The sequence below is a fragment of the Streptococcus huangxiaojuni genome (assembly GCF_040930515.1).
Classification (GTDB): domain Bacteria; phylum Bacillota; class Bacilli; order Lactobacillales; family Streptococcaceae; genus Streptococcus; species Streptococcus huangxiaojuni.
The window spans coordinates 1-19,422 of sequence record NZ_JBFQEG010000032.1 but is presented as its reverse complement, the minus strand read 5'-3'; the positions used below and the strand labels follow the sequence as shown (position 1 = coordinate 19,422).

General features: G+C 43.6%; 17 protein-coding genes and 1 pseudogene. All 18 read left to right on the top strand.

The window, feature by feature from the left end; all coding sequences use genetic code 11:
• The first annotated feature begins 335 nt into the window (after window positions 1-335).
• A complete protein-coding gene (gene tkt, locus AB3329_RS10875; protein WP_368396146.1) occupies window positions 336-2,309 on the top strand; it encodes a transketolase in 1,974 nt (657 codons plus the stop codon).
• Window positions 2,310-2,529: 220 nt separating this feature from the next.
• Complete coding sequence (locus tag AB3329_RS10870) at window positions 2,530-3,165, top strand: GntR family transcriptional regulator (protein WP_368396145.1); 636 nt, start codon at window positions 2,530-2,532, stop codon at window positions 3,163-3,165.
• 344 nt (window positions 3,166-3,509) lie between these two features.
• On the top strand, window positions 3,510-4,700 hold the full coding sequence (locus AB3329_RS10865) for a quaternary amine ABC transporter ATP-binding protein (protein ID WP_368396143.1): 1,191 nt from the start codon (window positions 3,510-3,512) through the stop codon (window positions 4,698-4,700).
• A 20-nt stretch (window positions 4,701-4,720) separates the two neighbouring features.
• Entirely contained in the window at window positions 4,721-6,457 is a 1,737-nt protein-coding gene (locus AB3329_RS10860; RefSeq protein ID WP_438272907.1) for an ABC transporter permease/substrate binding protein, read from the top strand.
• 376 nt (window positions 6,458-6,833) lie between these two features.
• Window positions 6,834-7,415: a hypothetical protein gene (locus AB3329_RS10855; RefSeq protein ID WP_368396142.1), complete on the top strand. Its 582-nt coding sequence runs from the start codon at window positions 6,834-6,836 to the stop codon at window positions 7,413-7,415.
• Between the two features lies 1 nt (window position 7,416).
• Window positions 7,417-7,632: a helix-turn-helix transcriptional regulator gene (locus AB3329_RS10850; RefSeq protein WP_067064086.1), complete on the top strand. Its 216-nt coding sequence runs from the start codon at window positions 7,417-7,419 to the stop codon at window positions 7,630-7,632.
• Between the two features lie 332 nt (window positions 7,633-7,964).
• Entirely contained in the window at window positions 7,965-10,604 is a 2,640-nt protein-coding gene (gene polA / locus AB3329_RS10845; RefSeq protein WP_368396141.1) for a DNA polymerase I, read from the top strand.
• Window positions 10,605-10,720: 116 nt separating this feature from the next.
• Window positions 10,721-11,155, top strand: coding sequence for a hypothetical protein (locus AB3329_RS10840; RefSeq protein ID WP_368396140.1), 435 nt, complete (start codon window positions 10,721-10,723; stop codon window positions 11,153-11,155).
• Window positions 11,156-11,820: 665 nt separating this feature from the next.
• Window positions 11,821-12,252, top strand: a complete 432-nt coding sequence (locus AB3329_RS10835) for a CoA-binding protein (protein ID WP_368396139.1) — start codon at window positions 11,821-11,823, stop codon at window positions 12,250-12,252.
• A gap of 146 nt (window positions 12,253-12,398) precedes the next feature.
• Window positions 12,399-12,881, top strand: coding sequence for a peroxide-responsive transcriptional repressor PerR (perR, locus tag AB3329_RS10830; protein ID WP_368396138.1), 483 nt, complete (start codon window positions 12,399-12,401; stop codon window positions 12,879-12,881).
• Between the two features lie 219 nt (window positions 12,882-13,100).
• Window positions 13,101-14,243, top strand: coding sequence for a tRNA guanosine(34) transglycosylase Tgt (gene tgt, locus AB3329_RS10825; protein WP_368396136.1), 1,143 nt, complete (start codon window positions 13,101-13,103; stop codon window positions 14,241-14,243).
• A gap of 208 nt (window positions 14,244-14,451) precedes the next feature.
• Window positions 14,452-16,188 carry a Spy0128 family protein gene (locus tag AB3329_RS10820; RefSeq protein ID WP_368396135.1) on the top strand — a complete coding sequence of 579 codons (1,737 nt, stop codon included), beginning with the start codon at window positions 14,452-14,454 and terminating at the stop codon, window positions 16,186-16,188.
• A 247-nt stretch (window positions 16,189-16,435) separates the two neighbouring features.
• Entirely contained in the window at window positions 16,436-17,062 is a 627-nt protein-coding gene (locus AB3329_RS10815; RefSeq protein ID WP_368396134.1) for a hypothetical protein, read from the top strand.
• Complete coding sequence (locus AB3329_RS10810; RefSeq protein WP_368396133.1) at window positions 17,046-17,264, top strand: hypothetical protein; 219 nt, start codon at window positions 17,046-17,048, stop codon at window positions 17,262-17,264. Before AB3329_RS10815 ends, AB3329_RS10810 begins: the two co-directional genes overlap by 17 nt.
• A gap of 93 nt (window positions 17,265-17,357) precedes the next feature.
• Complete coding sequence (locus tag AB3329_RS10805) at window positions 17,358-17,978, top strand: hypothetical protein (protein ID WP_368396131.1); 621 nt, start codon at window positions 17,358-17,360, stop codon at window positions 17,976-17,978.
• On the top strand, window positions 17,969-18,217 hold the full coding sequence (locus AB3329_RS10800; RefSeq protein WP_368396130.1) for a hypothetical protein: 249 nt from the start codon (window positions 17,969-17,971) through the stop codon (window positions 18,215-18,217). The genes AB3329_RS10805 and AB3329_RS10800 overlap by 10 nt, the downstream gene beginning before the upstream one ends.
• Before the next feature lie 101 nt (window positions 18,218-18,318).
• Window positions 18,319-18,942 carry a hypothetical protein gene (locus tag AB3329_RS10795; protein WP_368396128.1) on the top strand — a complete coding sequence of 208 codons (624 nt, stop codon included), beginning with the start codon at window positions 18,319-18,321 and terminating at the stop codon, window positions 18,940-18,942.
• Window positions 18,933-19,422: pseudogene (locus AB3329_RS10790) on the top strand (hypothetical protein); the annotation flags it as partial. The gene AB3329_RS10795 and the pseudogene AB3329_RS10790, both read left to right, overlap by 10 nt.

The following is a 19,422-nucleotide window of genomic DNA, read 5'->3' as shown; positions in this document are numbered from 1 at the left end:
CCGAACCTAGAAAAGGGAAAGTGAGGGGACAGGAAATCTGTATCGTTACCTAGTTACCGCTAGCCGTAAACGACTGAAAGCTTTGTCGCCTTAACAGTCGACCGCACCTTTCTAGTCGTTCTGGCAGGGGTGCGCTGGCGAAATCGGAGATTTCGAGCTTACCGTCATTTTTGCTGTGAGCTTTTAACGGGCTTTGTATCTTGTTAATTGAACACGCCCTAAACGCTGTGCAAAAAAGACAGCCCTCCCTTGAGTCTTTAGTGACTCGGCGGTCAGGCTCCTATTTTTGCTTTGCTCTTTATACGGGCTTTGTATCTTGTTTAAAGGAGGAGTTTATGTCAGATCTATCAGTTAATGCGATTCGTTTTTTGGGGGTTGATGCTATTGAAAAGGCTAAGTCCGGTCACCCCGGTGTTGTCATGGGGGCTGCACCTATGGCTTACAGTCTTTTTACTAAACATCTGCGTATCAATCCTAATCAGCCGGGCTGGCTGAATCGTGACCGTTTTGTTCTTTCAGCCGGTCATGGCTCCATGCTGCTGTATGCCTTGCTGCATTTATCGGGTTTTAAAGACCTGCCTCTGTCGGAACTGAAAGCTTTCCGTCAGTGGGGGTCTAAAACGCCCGGGCATCCCGAATTCGGTCATACTGCTGGTGTTGATGCGACGTCGGGGCCCTTGGGACAGGGGCTGTCAATGGCAGTTGGTTTAGCACAGGCAGAGCGTTTCTTGGCGGCTAAATATAATAAGGACGGCTATCCTATTTTTGACCACTACACGTATGTCATCGCCGGAGATGGTGATTTTATGGAAGGAGTGGCCAGCGAGGCTTCGTCCTATGCTGCTAAGCAAAATCTTGATAAATTGATTGTTCTTTATGATTCTAATGCTATCTGTCTGGATGGTGAAACCAAGGATGCCTTTACTGAGAATATTCGGGCTCGTTATGAAGCTTACGGCTGGCATACCAGTCTTGTTGAAGACGGGAATAATCTTGAAGCGATTGATTTGGCTATTAGTGAGGCTAAGAGCGTTGCTAAACCAAGTTTGATTGAAGTAAAGACGGTTATCGGCTTTGGTGCACCGACTAAAGGAGGAACAAACGCTGTTCATGGTGCGCCGCTGGGAAGCGAGGAAGCTGCTGCAGCCAGAGAAAATCTCGGCTGGTCTTATGCGCCGTTTGATATTCCTGAAGAGGTCTATACTGACTTTAAAGAAAATGTTGCCATGCGCGGCAGTGCTGCTTATGCCGACTGGGAAGACCTGCTGACTGGCTATCGCCAAGCTTATCCGGAACTGGCACAGGAAGTGGATGCTATTATTGCTGGGGATGATCCGGTAACGATACAAGAAGCTGACTTCCCTGTTTATGAAAATGGTTTCTCGCAAGCCAGCCGTCTTTCTTCGCAAGATGCCATCAATGCGGCAGCGGCGGTGCTGCCAAACTTCCTTGGAGGCTCGGCCGATTTAGCACATTCCAATATGACTTACATCAAAGCAGATCAACTACAGGATGCGCAGCATCCGCTTGAGCGCAATATCCAGTTCGGGGTGCGTGAATTTGCTATGGCAGCGGTTTTAAACGGTATGGCCCTGCACGGCGGTCTGCGTGTTTACGGCGGGACCTTCTTTGTCTTTTCGGATTATTTAAAAGCTGCTATGCGGCTGTCTGCTCTGCAGGGACTGCCGGTGACCTATGTCTTTACGCATGACTCGATTGCTGTTGGCGAAGACGGTCCGACCCACGAACCGATTGAACATTTAGCAGGTTTACGCGCCATGCCCAACTTAACCGTTTTCCGGCCGGCTGATGCGCGTGAAACACAGGCTGCTTGGCATTATGCTCTGACTGCTAAAAATGGACCGACAGCCCTTGTTTTGAGCCGGCAGAATTTAGAGGTTGAGGCTGGGTCAAGCTTTGCAGCGGTGGCTAAAGGAGCCTATGTTGTTTATGAATCGGATACGGATTTTGATACTATTTTACTGGCTTCAGGGTCGGAAGTGAATTTAGCTGTCCGGGCTGCCAAAGCATTGACCGAACAAGGAGAAAAGGTTCGGGTTGTTTCAGTACCTGCCACTAATCTTTTTGATAAGCAAAGACCTGAATATAAAGAATCCATCTTACCTGATGCTGTCCGCAGGCGGCTGGCCATCGAAATGGCTGCCAGTCAGCCCTGGTATAAATATGTCGGCTTAGATGGGGCTGTGCTGGGAATTGACAGTTTCGGAGCTTCAGCACCGGCTGCCCAAGTGATTGAAGAGTACGGTTTTACTGTTGAACATATTATCAAAGCAGTTCAGCGCTTATAGTTAGATCTGTATTTACAGTTAATCTTTCTGCAATCGGCAGCGTTCTGTTTTTATGCAGAGAAGCTTAAGTCTAGGAGAGGACGACTCCCGTCCTCTCCTTCTTTATGCTTAAATACTTTAAGTTTCTTACTTATCAAAATGCACAATGGCTGATGTCTTGATTATTTAGAAAAATAACATTACAATTAAGGTAGCAATCAAATAAGGCAAAGGAGGTAAAATGGCGCAAACACATTCGAAGAAAGGTCAGGCCCGCTACCAGCAGGTGGCTGTGGGGATAGCCGAGCGTATTGTGGCTGGGAAGTACCGTGTTGGGGAGAAAATAAAATCCCGTTCTACACTGGCCAGCAATTTTAATGTTTCTCCGGAGACAGCCCGCAAAGCCATCAACATTCTGGTTGATTTGGATATTGCAGAGGTCAAGCATGGCAGCGGAGTAACGATTATTTCAAGAGAGCGGGCTCAGGAATTTCTTAAAAATTTTGAAATGACTAATTCCCTCAGTCAGATAAAAAAAGAAATCCGTGCGGGAATCAGTCAGCAGCAAAAAGACTTAAAACACCTGTCAGGTCTGGTCGATAGTTTGATATCACAAAACAGATTTCTCAATAAAAAATTCCCTTTTGAGCCCTATGAACTGCAGCTGGACGCGGACTGTGCCCATTTTGGAATTCCGCTTGACGAGCTGAACCTCTGGCAGGCTACCGGAGCTACTATCATTGCGATTGAACATGGGGGTGAACTGATCCTTTCGCCGGGACCCTATGCTGTTTTAGAGAAACAGGACGCTGTTTACTTTATCGGAGACGAACTGTCTTATTCGCGGATGCAGAATGTTTTTAATTTAGATAGCTGACAGCCCTTTGCGATAAAAATGAGCAACTCTTTGTTATTTTTGTTTTACAATTAAATTTCAGCCCCATTATATGAAGTCGGCAGCCCGCCGGCTTTTTTGCTGAACAGCTGGGCTTGTGTGATAAAAGGAACAAACCGGCAGGCAGCTTTTAGCGATAAGAACTTTCAGCTTTTTAAGAGCCTGTGTCCCCCTGTCTTTCGGTTGACAGAAAGTGACCACATATGATAAAATAAAAATGTTCTGTTGATTCCTACAACAGTTTCTTTTTTTAGAGACAGTTGTTTTGTAACATGGCTCTTTCAAAATAACAAACAGACTTTCCATCATTTTAAGAAAGGACAAATATGGGAAATATTCTTGAAGTTAAACACTTAACTAAGATTTTTGGGAAAAGGCAAAAAGCTGCTCTGGAAATGGTTAAGCAAGAAAAAAGTAAGACGGAGATTCTGGAGAAGACTGGCTGTACAGTCGGCGTTTATGATGCTAATTTTACGGTTAAAGAAGGGGAAATCTTCGTGATTATGGGACTGTCCGGCAGCGGGAAATCCACCTTGGTTCGCCTGCTGAACCGTCTGATAGATCCTTCATCAGGAGATATCTATCTGAACGGACAGGATATTGCTAAGATGAATGCTGCAGAGCTTCGGGATATCCGCCGGCATTCCGTCAATATGGTTTTCCAAAATTTCGGTCTTTTTCCGCATAAAACGATTTTAGAAAATACAGAATATGGTTTAGAGCTGCGCGGAGTTCCTAAGGAAGAGCGGCAGCAGATGGCTGAACAGGCCTTAGAGAATTCTAACTTGCTTGCCTTTAAAGATCAGTATCCCGATCAGCTTTCGGGCGGTATGCAGCAGCGGGTTGGACTGGCACGTGCCTTAGCCAATGATCCGGAAATTCTTTTGATGGACGAAGCTTTTTCGGCTTTAGACCCACTGATTCGTAAAGAAATGCAGGATGAGCTGATTGACTTGCAGGACCGTGTACAAAAAACGATCATTTTTATCACTCACGATCTTAATGAGGCTCTGCGTCTGGGAGACCGTATTGCTTTGATGAAAGATGGGGAAATTATACAGATTGGGACAGGAGAAGATTTTCTGACCCAGCCTGCTAATGATTTTGTCCGTGAATTCGTTGAAGATGTTGACCGTTCTAAAGTTTTGACCGCACAGAACATCATGATTAAGCCGATTACAACTAACGTTGACATTGATGGTCCCAATGTGGCACTCAAGCGGATGGACACTGAAGAAGTCAGTATGCTTTTAGCGATTAACCGCAAACGTAAACTCCTTGGGACTATTACGGCTGAGGCCGCTTATGAAGCCAGAAAAAATAAAACGGCTCTGGCTGACTGTGTGGATCCTGATATTCGGACAATCAGCAAAGACACTGTTTTAACGGATATCCTGCCTTTGATTTATGATTCGGCTGCGCCGATTGCAGTTATTGATAAAGACAGACTGGTCGGTGTTATTATTAAGGGCCGAGTCATTGAAGCTTTGACTAAGCAAGGTCTTGAAGAGGAATAGAAGGGCGAAGGGAGAGAAAGTTGAGTATTTTATTACAAAGTTTGGTAAGTATAGGTCTGGCTAAACTGCCGGTTGCCGATTGGGTTGACCGGATTGTTGACGGGATAACAGATGTTTTTTCAGGCTTTTTCAATGTTCTTCAAGCCATTGGCAGCGGACTTATGGATTTTATATCGGATACGCTGACCTTTATCAATCCTTGGCTGCTGATGGTCATTATTGTAGTTCTGGCATATATTATCTCAAAACGCCGCTGGGGTTTTACGGTGTTAACAGCTATCGGTCTGCTGTACATTTACAATCAAGAACTGTGGGGAGATATGATCAATACCTTTACCTTGGTTCTGCTCTCGAGTATTATCTCTATTGTTATCGGGGTCCCTCTAGGGATTTGGATGGCTAAAAGCGAGGGTGCTAAAAGGGTAATCAATCCTATTTTGGACTTCATGCAGACAATGCCGGCCTTTGTTTATCTTATTCCGGCGGTTGCTTTCTTTGGCATCGGTATGGTACCTGGGGTTTTTGCCTCTGTCATTTTTGCTTTGCCGCCTACCGTCCGTTTCACGAATCTGGGAATTCGTGAGATACCGACAGAGCTGATTGAAGCTTCGGATGCCTTTGGGAGCACCGATGTCCAAAAGCTGTTTAAAGTTGAGCTTCCTCTTGCTAAAAATACAATTATGGCAGGGATTAACCAGACCATCATGCTGTCACTGTCTATGGTTGTAACGGCTTCAATGATCGGAGCACCCGGACTCGGTAACGGCGTACTGTCGGCTCTGCAGCGGGCAGAAGTCGGAGAAGGTTTTGTCAACGGTTTAGCCTTAGTTATTTTAGCCATTGTGATTGACCGCTTCACGCAAAATCTGAGCACATCAAACAGAAGTCAGGCCAAGCAGCCTAGATGGCAGAAATTCATTGCCCCTGTGCTGCTGCTTGCTTTTCTGATTACCGGTGCGGTACAAGCTTTCATAAGCAGTCAGGGAGAGCAAAAGGAGAAGGTGACACTGGCTTATGTAGAATGGGACTCAGAAGTGGCTTCGACCAATGTGCTGGCAGAAGTGCTAAAAGAAGAAGGCTATGCTGTTGAGATTGTTCCTCTGGATAATACAGTCATGTGGAAGTCTGTTGCAGAAGGCAATGTTGATGCTTCTGTCAGTGCCTGGCTGCCGACGACACATGGAGAGCAGTATGCTCAGTATAAGGATCAGCTGGATGATCTAGGGGCCAACTTAAAAGGCACCAGTCTGAGTTTAGCTGTTCCTTCCTACATGAATATCAAGAGTATTTCTGACTTAACGGACCAAGCCAGCTCTGAGATTGTAGGCATTGAGCCTGGGGCAGGAATTATGTCCGGTACAGAAAAAGCGCTTGAGACTTATTCTAATCTTTCCAGCTGGAAGCTGACACCTTCATCGACAGGTGCAATGGTGACCTCATTGGAGCAAGCCATCAAGAATCAGCAGGAAATTGTCATTACAGCTTGGACTCCGCACTGGATTTTCGCCAAGTATGATTTGACCATGCTGGAAGACCCTGAGGGTGTTTACGGCGGCTCCGAAGATATTCATACTATCGCCAGAGAGGGGCTGAAAGGCGATAATGCTAAGGCCTATCAGATTATTGACCGCTTCAGCTGGGATCCAGAGGATATGCAGTCTGTGATGCTGGATATCAGTGATGGCACCTCCCCTTCTGAAGCAGCCAAAAATTGGATTGCCGATAATCAGGATAAGGTCGCTGAATGGACTAAATAGAGACCCGTCAGCGCAGATAAATTTATCAAAAGAGCGAGGGAACAATCGTGATTTCGAAAAACGGTTGTTTCCCCGCTTTTCTGTTTTCAAAAGGGAGTGTTTTCTGTTTTTAAAAACTGCTCTCAAGTTTTGTTATAAATAATTAACTTTTTCTTGACATCAGCAGCATAATGTGATATATTTATAACAGGAATAAGAAACCGGCCTTGTTTAGCTGCCTGTGAAAGCACCGGATAATTTCTACAGTTGTTTTTCTGTTGATAGGAGAGACTGCGCAGTCGCTGTCAAGTGCTTCGCTTAAGCCATTTGCTGGATGTCAGTCCCTTATCAGCACAGTTTGTTTGGTCTAAACCAGCTATTAGAAAGGGTGTTTACTATGAAATCCGTTACCTATTTTATTATTCCTTGGCTGTCTACTATGGGTCTCCTTTGGTTCGTGATGCCTCCATCTCATCCGTCATGGATCAAGCCGCTTGCTCTTTCGGTTGTTATGCTGCTTCAGACTGTCTGCTTTTTTATCATGCTGAAGTTAAGGGTGCTGGACGGGACAAAAGAACAGCAAAAGCGCTATTTTGGTTTAACAGAAAAGCTTTATACCGTTACCATCTTGACAGCCTCTGCGATTTACGTCAAAGGTATTTGGGTGCTTTCGCCAGCGTCGAACCCTGTTTGGATAAAACATCTGTTCTTAGGGCTTGCTTTATTAGTTCTTGTTGGTCTGGCTTTGTATTTTGCTTTTAAGAAAGTTGATGAGTATCTGGACGACCGGTTTTATGCTAATTTAGCAAAAGCGGCCTCGCTAACCCTGCTTTTAATGCTAGTCAGTTTAATGGTTTTGAGTCTTGTGACCTTCTTTGTTCCTTTTGTTCTGACTGCCGGTATGGTTCTCGTCTTTGGTGCGGCCATGGTTTTGATCTTTGATATCGCTTTTTATGCTTTTGAAAAGCGGGGTGGTTAATGTGGCTAATATTCGAACGCATCTTAAAGAACTGCGGAAGTCTCGGAAATTGAGCCAGCAAGAGCTGGCTCAGCTGGTAGGGGTAAGGCGGGAAACAATTGTGCATTTGGAAAATAATCGCTATAATCCTTCCCTTGAGCTAGCTCTTAAAATCGCAGCTATCTTTCAGCTGCCTGTGGAAGACATTTTTCAGCTTAATGAGAAAGAGGACAGCTAAAAAAGATTATGTCCCAGACTGCCTGTCTCTTTTAGAGCTCTTACCATTTGGCTCTAGGGAGATAAAGAGTTTAGAGCTTAAGCCAGAGAGACAGTGTCTTGCCCATTTTCAGCCAGTTACAGACCGCTTCAATTCATTAGACAGAGACTTAAACTTTAAGTTTCTGTTTTTTATTTGTAAATAAATAATAACAGGAAGGGCCTGCTGCCACGATGCTACAGGCAGATTGCAGTGAGGAAAGAAGACAAAACAGCGGCAGGACTTTTGAAAAGACAGGCAGCATGCGGTAGGTCCCAATAGCAAATGCCTGTTGGAAGTGTTATAATAAAGCTATGAAAGATAAGAAGAAAAAATTACTTTTAATTGATGGGTCTTCTGTGGCTTACCGGGCTTTCTTTGCCCTCTACAATCAGATTGACCGCTTTAAAAACCGCTCTGGTCTGCATACGAATGCCATTTATGGCTTTCATTTGATGCTGAATCATTTGCTTGAGCGAGTGCAGCCGACCCATGTTTTAGTAGCCTTTGATGCGGGAAAAACAACTTTCCGGACAGAGATATTTACAGAATATAAGGCCGGACGGGCTAAGACACCGGACGAATTTCGCGAACAGCTCCCTTACATTCGCGATATGCTCAAGGGCTTAGGAATTGCTTCTTATGAGCTAGCAAATTATGAAGCAGATGATATTATCGGGACACTGGATAAGCTGGCTGAAAACGGGGAAAAATATGAGGTGACGATTGTCAGCGGAGATCGCGACCTCATTCAGCTGACAGACAGCAATACGGTGGTTGAGATTTCAAAAAAAGGGGTGGCTGAGTTTGAACAGTATACACCTGTCTATCTTAAGGAAAAGATGGGGATTACTCCTGAACAGTTTATTGATCTTAAAGCTTTGATGGGGGATAAGTCCGATAATATTCCCGGAGTAACCAAGATTGGAGAGAAAACGGGTCTGAGGCTGCTGAGCGATTATGGCAGTTTAGAGGGAATCTATGAGAATCTTGAGAGTTTCAAGGCTTCTAAAATGAAGGAAAACCTCATTAATGACAAAGAACAGGCCTTTCTGTCTAAAAGACTGGCAACTATTGATACGCAGGCACCGATTACTATCGGTCTTGATGATATCCTCTATGATGGCCCCAATACTCAGACTCTGCTCAGCTTTTATGATGAAATGGAGTTCAAACAGTTTAAGGCTGCCCTAGATGGCGAAACTCCTCAAGAAAGCTTTACTGCAGCCTATACAGAAGTCAGCCGTCTGACTGAAGAAATGTTTACAGATGACCAGTATTTCTACTTTGAAGTATTGGGAGAGAATTATCATGTTGAACCAATTATCGGCTTTGCTTGGGGGAATGAGCAGACTATTTATGCTTCAGCTGATTTGACTTTGCTGGAGGATCCGCTTTTCAAAAAGGCACTGTCCCGTCCGATTAAAACCTATGACTTTAAACGCAGCAAGGTTCTGCTCAGCCGTCTGGGAATTGATTTGCCGCAGGCCGCTTTTGACAGCAGGCTGGCTAAGTACTTGCTTTCAACTGTTGAAAACAACGATATTTCAACTATTGCCCGTCTCTACACCGACTTGCCTCAGGAAACAGATACTGCTGTTTACGGCAAGGGAGTCAAGCGTGCTGTCCCTGAAAAAGACAACTTGCTTGCCCATTTAGCCAAAAAAATCAGGGTCCTGCAGGAATCTGAAAAAGTGATGCTGGATAAACTGGCGCAAAATGAGCAGCAGAACTTACTTTTTGATATGGAGCTGCCTCTGGCTGATGTTCTGGCTAAGATGGAAATCGCAGGTATTGCGGTTCAAAAGTCGACCTTGAAGGAAATGGAGTCAGCTAACCAAAAGGCGATTGACGCACTGACTCAGGAAATTTATGACCTAGCAGGAACAGAGTTTAATATTAACTCACCCAAACAGCTGGGAGAGATTCTTTTTGATAAACTTCAGCTGCCTCTGTCCATGACGAAAAAAACGAAAACAGGCTATTCTACAGCTGTTGATGTTTTAGAGCGTTTGGCTCCCATTTCCCCGGTTGTTTCAAAGATTTTGGAATACCGGCAGGTTGCTAAGCTCCAGTCAACCTATATTGTCGGCCTGCAGGATTTTATCCAGCCCGATGGTAAGATACATACCCGCTATTTGCAGGATCTTACTCAGACCGGACGTTTGTCCAGTGTCGATCCTAATTTGCAGAATATTCCTATCCGCTTAGAGCAGGGACGGCTGATTCGTAAGGCCTTTGTGCCTGATGAAAAAGATGCGCTGCTGCTAAGTTCTGATTACTCGCAGATTGAACTGCGGGTTTTAGCCCATATCTCACAGGATGAGCATTTAATTGCTGCTTTTAGGGAAGGGGCTGATATCCATACTTCAACGGCCATGCGGGTCTTCGGTATTGAAAAGGCAGAAGAGGTTACCCCCAATGACCGCCGTAATGCTAAGGCTGTCAATTTTGGGATTGTCTATGGTATTTCGGATTATGGTTTGGCTAATAATTTGGGAATTCCGCGGAAACGAGCTAAACAGTACATTGATACTTATTTTGAACGTTATCCTGGGATTAAGCACTATATGGAAAGTGTGGTACGTGAAGCCAAAGACAAGGGCTATGTCGAAACCCTCTTTAAACGGCGTCGGGAGCTTCCTGATATCAATTCGCGCAACTTCAATATTCGAAATTTTGCGGAACGAACAGCCATTAATTCACCTATTCAGGGCAGTGCAGCTGATATTTTGAAGATTGCTATGATTAATCTGGATCGGGCCTTGGAGGCCGCTGGTTTACAGAGCAAGATGCTGCTGCAGGTCCATGATGAAATTGTTCTGCAGGTACCAAAAGATGAACTGGAAACAGTCAAAAACTTGGTTAAGCAAACGATGGAAACCGCCATTGAGCTGTCTGTACCTCTGGTTGCTGATGAAAGCGCCGGTCAGACTTGGTATGAAGCGAAGTAAGGTTCGTTTTCTTTGACTGCGTATGGATCAAAGACGCACAGGCGGCAGAAACGATGGTCCGTAAGGCTGATTCATCACGGACCGAAGAAACAGCGAAAATAAAAAGGAGAATCTTTATGGCTGAGAACCGAGCTGAGAATCTTGATGTTGAACGAAAAAAGGACTGGGAACGGTTGTTGATAAAAGAAATGGTTTTGGATATGCGGGAAAAGGTCAGACAGGTAAAACTGGACAGTTACAAGAAGACAAGAAAGACTGTTTTTAGAACGTATTATGAAACCATTCCGGCTATTCAAAAGATAATGGCCTATGCCCAAAGCACGCAAAATGAGGCTTTAGGCAGACAGGTTCTGGAAGCACAAGGGCATATGACTAAGATAATAGCTGACCTTGATGAGACTCTGGATCAGCTCAGCAGGGAAAAGTATCGGCTGGAAGAAGAGCAGGGCTATATTGGCTTCCAAAAAGAAAAATTTCTGAAAGAGGAAAATGTTACCTTAGAGATGATGGCAGCTCTTAGGAAAAAGCCAAAATCTGACAGCAAAAACTGAACACGGCCTAAGAGCTGTGGGAAAAAGATGTGGCTAAGTTTAGAATTGATTTCAAGTTAGCTAGCCGTAAACGTCTGAAAGCTTTGTTGCCTTAACAGTCGACCGCACCTTTCTAGTCGTTCTGGCAGGGGTGCGTCTGCGAAATCAAAGATTTCGGACTTACCACCTTTTTGCTTTACTCTTTAAACGGCCTTTGTATCTTGTTTGAACTGAACACGGCCTAAGAGCTGCGGGAAAAAGATGTGGCTAAGTTTAGAATTGATTTCAAGTTAGCCAGCCGTAGACGTCTGAAGGCTTTGTCATCCTGCGGCCGACCGCACCCTTCTAGTCGTCCTGGCAGAGGTGCGCTGGCGAAATCGGAGATTTCGAGCTTACCGTCATTTTCCTTTTGCGTTCTTAACGGCCTTTGTATCTTGTTTGAATTGAACACGCCCTAAACGCTGCGGGAAAAAGATGTCCTGACTTAGAATCTAGCGATTCGTCAGTCAGTCCCCTATTTTCCTTTTGCGTTCTTAACGGGCTTTGTATCTTGTTTGAACTGAACACGGCCTAAGAGCTGTGGGAAAAAGATAAAATTTCCTAGAGTCTTAGCGACTCTTCGTCAATTTTCCTATTTTTGCTTTGCTCTTTTAACGGCCTTTGTATCTTGTTTATAGGAGGATGTTATGGATTATATTTTTCAAAATCCTGATTCACAGGTGATTAAAGACTATTTACAGAAGGCTAAGACAATCGCTGTTGTCGGTTTGTCCAGCCGGAAAGAGACTGCCGCTTATCAAGTGGCACAGGTCATGCAGCAGGCAGGCTACAAGATTGTTCCGGTTAATCCTAGGCTGGCTGGGGACGAAATTTTAGGTGAGAAAGTATATGCTGCCTTGCAGGATATACCGGAACATGTGGATATTGTTGATGTTTTTCGGCGCAGTGAATTTCTGCCGGATGCAGCGCGTGATTTTTTGGCCACTGACGCTGATGTTTTTTGGGCTCAGCTGGGTTTGCAAAGCAAAGAAGCTGAAGAGATTCTGCGGGCTGCCGGCCGTGATAATATTGTTATGAATAAGTGTATCAAAATAGAGTATCAAACTCTTCTCGCTTAAAACTTCAAATAAGTGTGCAGCTGTTTGCCATTTCAAAAGAAGGCTTTGACCCTTAGGGGACTTGTCTGTTTTGTGAAGTTTTAGACGGAATGCTTTTGCTCTGCGCTGTCATTTTAATTTATGAAAGTTGAAATAAGGAGATACAAATGGATTTCCATTCTCATAACCATCAAGCTTTGGATGCTTATGAAAATGTTTTAATGCATCTGAAGGAAAAACATATTCGTATTACTCAAACGCGCAAGGCTGTTATTGCTTATATGGTAAACAGTCAGGAGCATCCCAGTGCGGATACTGTCTATCATGACCTCCTGCCGGACTATCCTAATTTAAGTCTGGCGACTGTCTATAATAATCTCAAACTGCTGGTAGATGAGGGCTTTGTTTCTGAGCTGAAATTGAGTCAGGACAGCACCGCCTATTATGATTTTATGGGTCACCAGCATTTAAATATCGTTTGTGAATCCTGCGGGAAGATTACAGATTTTATGGATGTCGATGTTTTAAAAATGCATCAAGAAGTCCACGAGCAAACCGGCTATCAGGTGACCAAGGCGCAGTTAATACTCTATGGAATCTGCCCGGACTGTCAGGCCAAGAAAAAGAAAGAGCAGTCAGCTCAGCAATAAACTGTTTTAAAAAAATGCCGTACAGTGTAGAGGGTTGGGACTTTTCCGGCTCTTTTATTTTTAAGGCCATGACAGAATAGAATTTTTTTGATAAAATTTATAAGGCTTACTTATATAGTAGAGGAGACTCGAATTATATCATACATGGCAGGTTGGTATTTATTCTGTCTTATTTGGATAGAATAAAAAGTAACCTCTATCAGTACACAAGGAGAAAAAATGTCAGTTCAGCCGATTCAGTACCGTTTGATAAAAAAAGAAAAACACACAGGGGCCCGGTTGGGAGAAATCATTACCCCGCACGGTACTTTTCCGACACCAATGTTTATGCCCGTAGGAACACAGGCTACAGTTAAAACGCAGTCCCCTGAAGAATTGAAGGAGATGGGTGCCGGTATTATTTTGGCTAATACTTATCACTTATGGCTGCGGCCTGGAGATGATTTAATTGCCAAGGCTGGCGGGCTGCACCAGTTTATGAACTGGGACCAGCCTATTCTTACTGACAGCGGCGGGTTTCAGGTTTATTCCCTGGCTGACAGCCGCAATATTACTGAAAAAGGGGTGACCTTTAAAAACCATCTCAATGGAGCAAAGATGTTTCTTTCACCGGAAAAAGCGATAGCTATCCAGAATCATCTGGGCTCCGATATTATGATGTCTTTTGATGAGTGCCCGCAATTTTACCAGCCCTATGAGTATGTGAAGCAGTCCATTGAGCGTACCAGCCGCTGGGCTGAGCGCGGGCTGAAAGCACACAGCAGACCGCAGGAGCAAGGCTTATTTGGTATTGTTCAGGGTGCCGGCTTTGAAGATTTGCGCCGTCAGTCCGCTAAAGACTTAATCAGTTTAGACTTTCCGGGTTATGCAGTCGGAGGGTTAGCTGTTGGGGAATCTCATGAAGAGATGAATGCGGTTCTTGATTTTACAGCTCCCCTGCTTCCCGAAAACAAGCCGCGTTATTTGATGGGGGTGGGAGCGCCGGACAGCTTAATCGATGGTGTTATCCGCGGAATCGATATGTTTGACTGTGTGCTGCCTACGCGTATTGCCCGCAACGGAACTTGTATGACCAGTCAGGGCCGGCTGGTTGTCAAGAATGCCCAGTATGCCGAAGATTTCGGACCGCTTGATCCGGACTGTGACTGCTATACCTGCAAAAATTACAGCAGAGCCTACATACGCCATCTGCATAAGGCAGATGAGACCTTTGGACTGCGCCTGACCAGCTATCACAATCTTTACTTCTTAGTTCAGCTGATGCAAAAGGTCCGTCAGGCTATCATGGATGACAATCTGCTGGATTTTCGGGCTGATTTTATCGAGAAATATGGTTACAACCGTTCCAAACGCAATTTTTAACTATCGGGAAAGAATAGAAATAAAGCAGAGACAGCTCTCTTAACTTCCTTATGAGAGAGCTGTCTCTTTTTAGCCTTATTGTCAGAAGTTTTAAAACAAAATTAATATTTAAAACATATTGTCTTTCCCTTATAAGTAGGTTATAATTGATAAAGGTATATTGCTTTTATATATCATATTATTTTAAAAATCTAAGGAGATTTGGGTTATGAAGTTGAAATTTCTAGGCCTGTTTTCAGTCTTGGCTGTGCTATACGGCATTTTTTTAGCTCAGCCTGCTGTTAAGGCTGCAGAAATAACAGATTACAACAATGCAGCTACGCTTTATTATGATCCGGAAGCTACCAATATTGAAATTACTTCTGCAACAGCAGAGGTGGTTGTTCAATCCGGGGTCTACCTCAAATTAGTCAATAATATTGAATTTCCGGATTCTGTGACAATCAATGAGGGGGATACTTTGACCATCACCCTGCCGGACGAATTTGCTTTGGTGACCAGCACTTCTTTTCCCATCACTACAGCAGATGGTTCCACTGTCGGAACAGCTCAGGCTGATGCAGCCTCTAAGACGGTAACAGTTACCTTTACGGACCACTTTTCTAAAGTTCCGGAAAATAAAAAGATGTCCTTTGAGATCACAATTTTGGCTGACAGAGGAAAAAATACTGATGGTGAAACCACTGTATCATTTGGCGGCGTGACGTTTTCTTATACTTATAAAAATGAAGAAGGCGAAGCCGGTGATTATGAGATGAAATACGGCTATCAGGCTCAGGAAGATGCAGGGATCGTAAAGTGGCGTGTCGTTTTAAATGCTACGCAGGACATGATTCGTGACATGACCATCTCAGATGTCTTTGGCGAAGGGCAAACTTTGGTGCCGGGAAGTCTGCGTGCTGTCCGCTATGAGACGCAGCCAACCAAAATTCGCTCAGAAGAGCATTTGCTGACTTTAACACCAATTGATAATTTCACTGATAAAGCTGTCTTTGATTATGATAACAGCGGAGGTATTACCGGTTTTACCATTCCTTTCGGGGATAATTACAACTGGGCCATGTATATTGAATATTCAACCTACCTGCCGGATAACACCCCGGCCGGAGCTATTGTCAATAACACCCTGTCATGGTCTGCTTCTAATTTTGATACACGCAGTGTTGAAGCCTTAGTAAGACTGCAGACAGCTTCCGGAACAGCTTCTTCTGAAAAGTCTGAGCAAGTGGTTTTGCGGGCAACTAAACTCTTAAACGGGAAAGAACTGACAGATGGGGAGTTCACCTTTGAACTCTACTCAGCAGAAGATTTAACAACTCCTATTCAAACTACAACAAATGCAGCAGATGGCTCCGTGACGTTTTCAGCGATCACCTATTCGACTGCAGGAACTTACCAATATGTCATCAAGGAGAAAAATACCTCTGCAGACCGTATCACTTATGATTCATCAGAGTACAGGGCAACTGTAACGGTTACTGATGAAAATGGTGTCAAAATGGGGGCTGTTGCCTACGATGCTGAACCGGTATTTACTAACAGCTACGCAGAGACAACCACAACTTCTCCGACCACAACAGAAAGTTCGGTTACCAGCACAACCTCTTCCTCTGCAACAACAGCAGCAAGTACGACTGAGGAAACTGTCACAACCGATCCGACGACTGCAGTTTCTGTTGCAACAACGGAAACAACCAGTCAACCGACAACATCGGTAACAACTGCTGAAGAGTCAGAGACTAGCCAAGAAACGTCAACCGATCCGGCAGCTGTTTCTACCAGTTCGGACCCTTCATCTCCTACATCAGCAAATAATCAAGCCAAAACAGATAAGAGTTCGAAAAAACTGCCAAATACAGGAGAGCAAGCCGGAATTTTCCTGACAGGCTTAGGAATCGTGATTTTGGCCATCAGCGCTCTGTTCTTCTTCCGCCGTAAAAAATAAGCCAAACGGCTCCATCTTGTAATCTCTTAGCAGACAGATAAAACTCAACATCTGTCTCAGTCCAAAAGCTAACCAGCATAAATACAGCAGCCTTGAAATACAATTTCAGGGCTGCTTTTTCTTCTCACTTATGCTTAAATTTTCATTTGCTGGCAAAGGTCACTTACTTTTTTGAAACTGCCATGCTAAACTGATAAAAAAATTAAAACGAATGAACAATGTTATCTCAAACAATAAGGAGCAGGCTATGGCTAAAAGGAAAAAGTTAAGCAGACCGGCTAAAGTCTTTTGGGGACTGCTGGCTGTGGTTCTCATCGCTATTACAGGAACTTGGGGGTATAATCGTTATATGGCAAGAGAAAAAGTGAATCAGCTTTATCAGCACGGCTTTCAGTTGCTGGAGGAACAGATAGCCACTTATATTAAAGAGAACTATTCCGGTATCAGTAAAATCGAGTTCTCACCGATTTATATAGACGGTGATGACCGTTTTACGGTTAGGGCGGCTTATACAGTTCCTATCATTTACGATAAAGAAGGGAATGAGGCACAGTTTGGAAGTCAGATAAATCATTTCGCTCATTCCAGATATGGGCTTCTCAATTATCTGTGGATAGACTGGGATATTTACGGGACAGAAATGATAGAGCTGGCTAACCAGTCCGGAGATTATGTCGAAGTGACCTACGGAGACAGCCTGCCGGAGGATACGAAATGGACAGATAATGAGGATATTGACAGCAATATTGAAGCCCTAGTAAATATAGGAAAGCTGAAAAGGATAGAAAAATCAGCTCAAGGCAGTCCGTCGGCTGAAGTCCGCTATAATGTGACATTTAAGAAGGGGATACTTAAATATGACACTGACAGATAAAAAGATACAGAGTTTGCAGGATGTTGTGAAGGATTACACTTCATATAAAGAAGGAGAGACATTTAAAGTCCCTAAAACCAATGAGTATTACCAAGTGGTTAACAGTATAGATGAGACAACTCAGGCTTTAGCTGTAGCTCCGGTTTATTCAGATGGTCAAGTAGACTACAGCCAAACGGCTATCGTTGTGGCAGGGGCCTAAAAATGCTGACAAATGGTACTTGTTTTTTCAGTATTACTATGCTATACTAATGAAAATTAAAACGAATTATCTACAGGGAACAAGGAGCAGGCTATGGCTAAAAAGAAAAGGTTAAGCAGACCGGCAAAGATTTTCTGGGGACTGCTGGCTGCTGTTCTCATCGTTATCACTGGAATTTGGGGGTACAATCGTTATATGGAACAAAAGAAGATTGATAATTTATATAAGCATGGTTTTAAACTTTTAGAGGAACAAACAGCACTCTATATAAAAGAAAATTATTCCGGGATCAGTAAAATTGAATTTTCTCCTATTTTCATTGATGGAGATGGGAAATTTACGATGTTAACAGCTAATGTTGTTCCTGTTGTATATGATGAAGAAGGAAGTCGAGTTATCCTTGGCAGAAAAGTTAAGAAAACTCACTATTCTAATTATGGAATGCTTGAGGGGCTGCTTTTAGATTTTGATTTTGAGGGGAACGAGGTTATTCAAATAGCAGGACGAGAAGGAAAAATGATAGAGGTGCAACAATATCAGCATTTGCCAGCAGAAGCACAATTGAAAGAAAGTCAAAAAATTGATGAGAATATACTTGCCTTGATAGAAGACGGACAATTAAAAGGGGTAGAAAAAACCTCTGAGGGCAGCCCGAATGCTGAAATAATTTATAATCTAGACATCGAAAAGGGAGAGTATTGGAAATGGCACTAACAGATCAAGATATTCAGGGGATTCAAAAACAAGTAAAGCCAGTAAGCAAAGACGTGAGTAAAGAAATTGGTGATACTATTAAAGTTAATATCGTAGATTCCGAAGGCAATATAACTGGAACAAAATCATATGAAATTGTAAATAAAACAAATGGTACAACTGAAGCTCTCGCTGTAGCTCCTGTTAATAATAAAGAAACAGACTACAGCCAAACGGCTATCGTTGTGGCAAGGACATAAAAATAATGACAAAGGTCACTTGCTTTTTTGAAACTGCTATGCTATACTGATAAAAATTAAAACGAATGAACAGTACTGTCTCAAAAGAGAAGGAGCAGGCTATGGCTAAAAAGAAAGGTTTAAGCAGACCGGCTAAAGTGTTTTGGGGACTGCTGGCTGCGGTTTTCATCGCCATCACAGGAATTTGGGGGTATAATCGCTATATGGAAAAGAAAAAGGTTGACCAGCTTTACCAGCACGGCTTTCAGTTGCTGGAGGAGCAGATTGCCACTTATATTAAAGAGAATTATTCCGGTATCAGTAAAATCGAGTTTTCACCGATTTTTGTGGATGGAGACGGACGCTTTACGATTATGACAGTTGATGTTGTTCCTGTCGTTTATGATAATTATGGAAATAGAAGTTTGTTGGGGACTAAGGTTGGAAATACTAGCTATGGAGGCTATGGGGTAAATGGTGGAGTTATTCTTGATTTTGATATTAGTGGCAACGAAATAATCTATTTAGAAGATTTTGATAATGATAAGGAAATAGAAGTTTCTAATGATACCCACTTACCTGATAAAGCAAAGCTCCTTTCTAGCAAGAAAATTGATGATAATATGGCTGCCTTAATTGAAGATAAGCAGTTAAAGGATGTCACAAAATCTACTGAGGGAAGTCTTGAAGCTGAAATTATTTATAATTTGGAAATTAAAGAGGGAGAATATTGGAAATGGCGTTAACTGATGAAGAAGTTAGAGACCTTCAAGAAATTATAAAAAAGGAATCCAGTACTAAAGAAGGGGGAATTATAACTGATAAAGTAGGGAGATCTTACCAAGTGGTTAACAGCATAGATGAGACGACCCAGGCTTTGGCTGTTGTTCCGGTGGACAATAGTAAGGGCGATAATCCGGATTACAGCCAAACGGCTATCGTTGTGGCGGGGACCCAGCCCGGGCTTAATGAATCGACCAAGAATGCTGTCGAGGCCAGCGGGGTTTTCGGCCTGACTGACGGGCAGCTGACCGCTCAGACCGAAACGATTGACCAGTTTTATCAGGAGACGGTGAAAAAGCTGGAAGTGCATAACGGTACAGTCTCCAACATGTCCGGCTTCAGCCAGTCCGGCCCTGGTGTGGCTAAAGTCGGCGCCAAATACCAAGTGCCAAAGATTACCAACTTCACAGACTGGGCGGCAGCCCAAGCGGTAAAGAGCGGTG

Coding starts and splice junctions, on each gene's coding strand:
- AB3329_RS10820 (WP_368396135.1), top strand. CDS start 14,452: ATGAAGTTGAAATTTCTAGGCCTGTTTTCAGTCTTGGCTGTGCTATAC.
- AB3329_RS10870 (WP_368396145.1), top strand. CDS start 2,530: ATGGCGCAAACACATTCGAAGAAAGGTCAGGCCCGCTACCAGCAGGTG.
- AB3329_RS10865 (WP_368396143.1), top strand. CDS start 3,510: ATGGGAAATATTCTTGAAGTTAAACACTTAACTAAGATTTTTGGGAAA.
- tkt (WP_368396146.1), top strand. CDS start 336: ATGTCAGATCTATCAGTTAATGCGATTCGTTTTTTGGGGGTTGATGCT.
- AB3329_RS10810 (WP_368396133.1), top strand. CDS start 17,046: ATGACACTGACAGATAAAAAGATACAGAGTTTGCAGGATGTTGTGAAG.
- polA (WP_368396141.1), top strand. CDS start 7,965: ATGAAAGATAAGAAGAAAAAATTACTTTTAATTGATGGGTCTTCTGTG.
- AB3329_RS10795 (WP_368396128.1), top strand. CDS start 18,319: ATGGCTAAAAAGAAAGGTTTAAGCAGACCGGCTAAAGTGTTTTGGGGA.
- AB3329_RS10840 (WP_368396140.1), top strand. CDS start 10,721: ATGGCTGAGAACCGAGCTGAGAATCTTGATGTTGAACGAAAAAAGGAC.
- AB3329_RS10800 (WP_368396130.1), top strand. CDS start 17,969: ATGGCACTAACAGATCAAGATATTCAGGGGATTCAAAAACAAGTAAAG.
- AB3329_RS10855 (WP_368396142.1), top strand. CDS start 6,834: ATGAAATCCGTTACCTATTTTATTATTCCTTGGCTGTCTACTATGGGT.
- AB3329_RS10835 (WP_368396139.1), top strand. CDS start 11,821: ATGGATTATATTTTTCAAAATCCTGATTCACAGGTGATTAAAGACTAT.
- perR (WP_368396138.1), top strand. CDS start 12,399: ATGGATTTCCATTCTCATAACCATCAAGCTTTGGATGCTTATGAAAAT.
- AB3329_RS10805 (WP_368396131.1), top strand. CDS start 17,358: ATGGCTAAAAAGAAAAGGTTAAGCAGACCGGCAAAGATTTTCTGGGGA.
- tgt (WP_368396136.1), top strand. CDS start 13,101: ATGTCAGTTCAGCCGATTCAGTACCGTTTGATAAAAAAAGAAAAACAC.
- AB3329_RS10815 (WP_368396134.1), top strand. CDS start 16,436: ATGGCTAAAAGGAAAAAGTTAAGCAGACCGGCTAAAGTCTTTTGGGGA.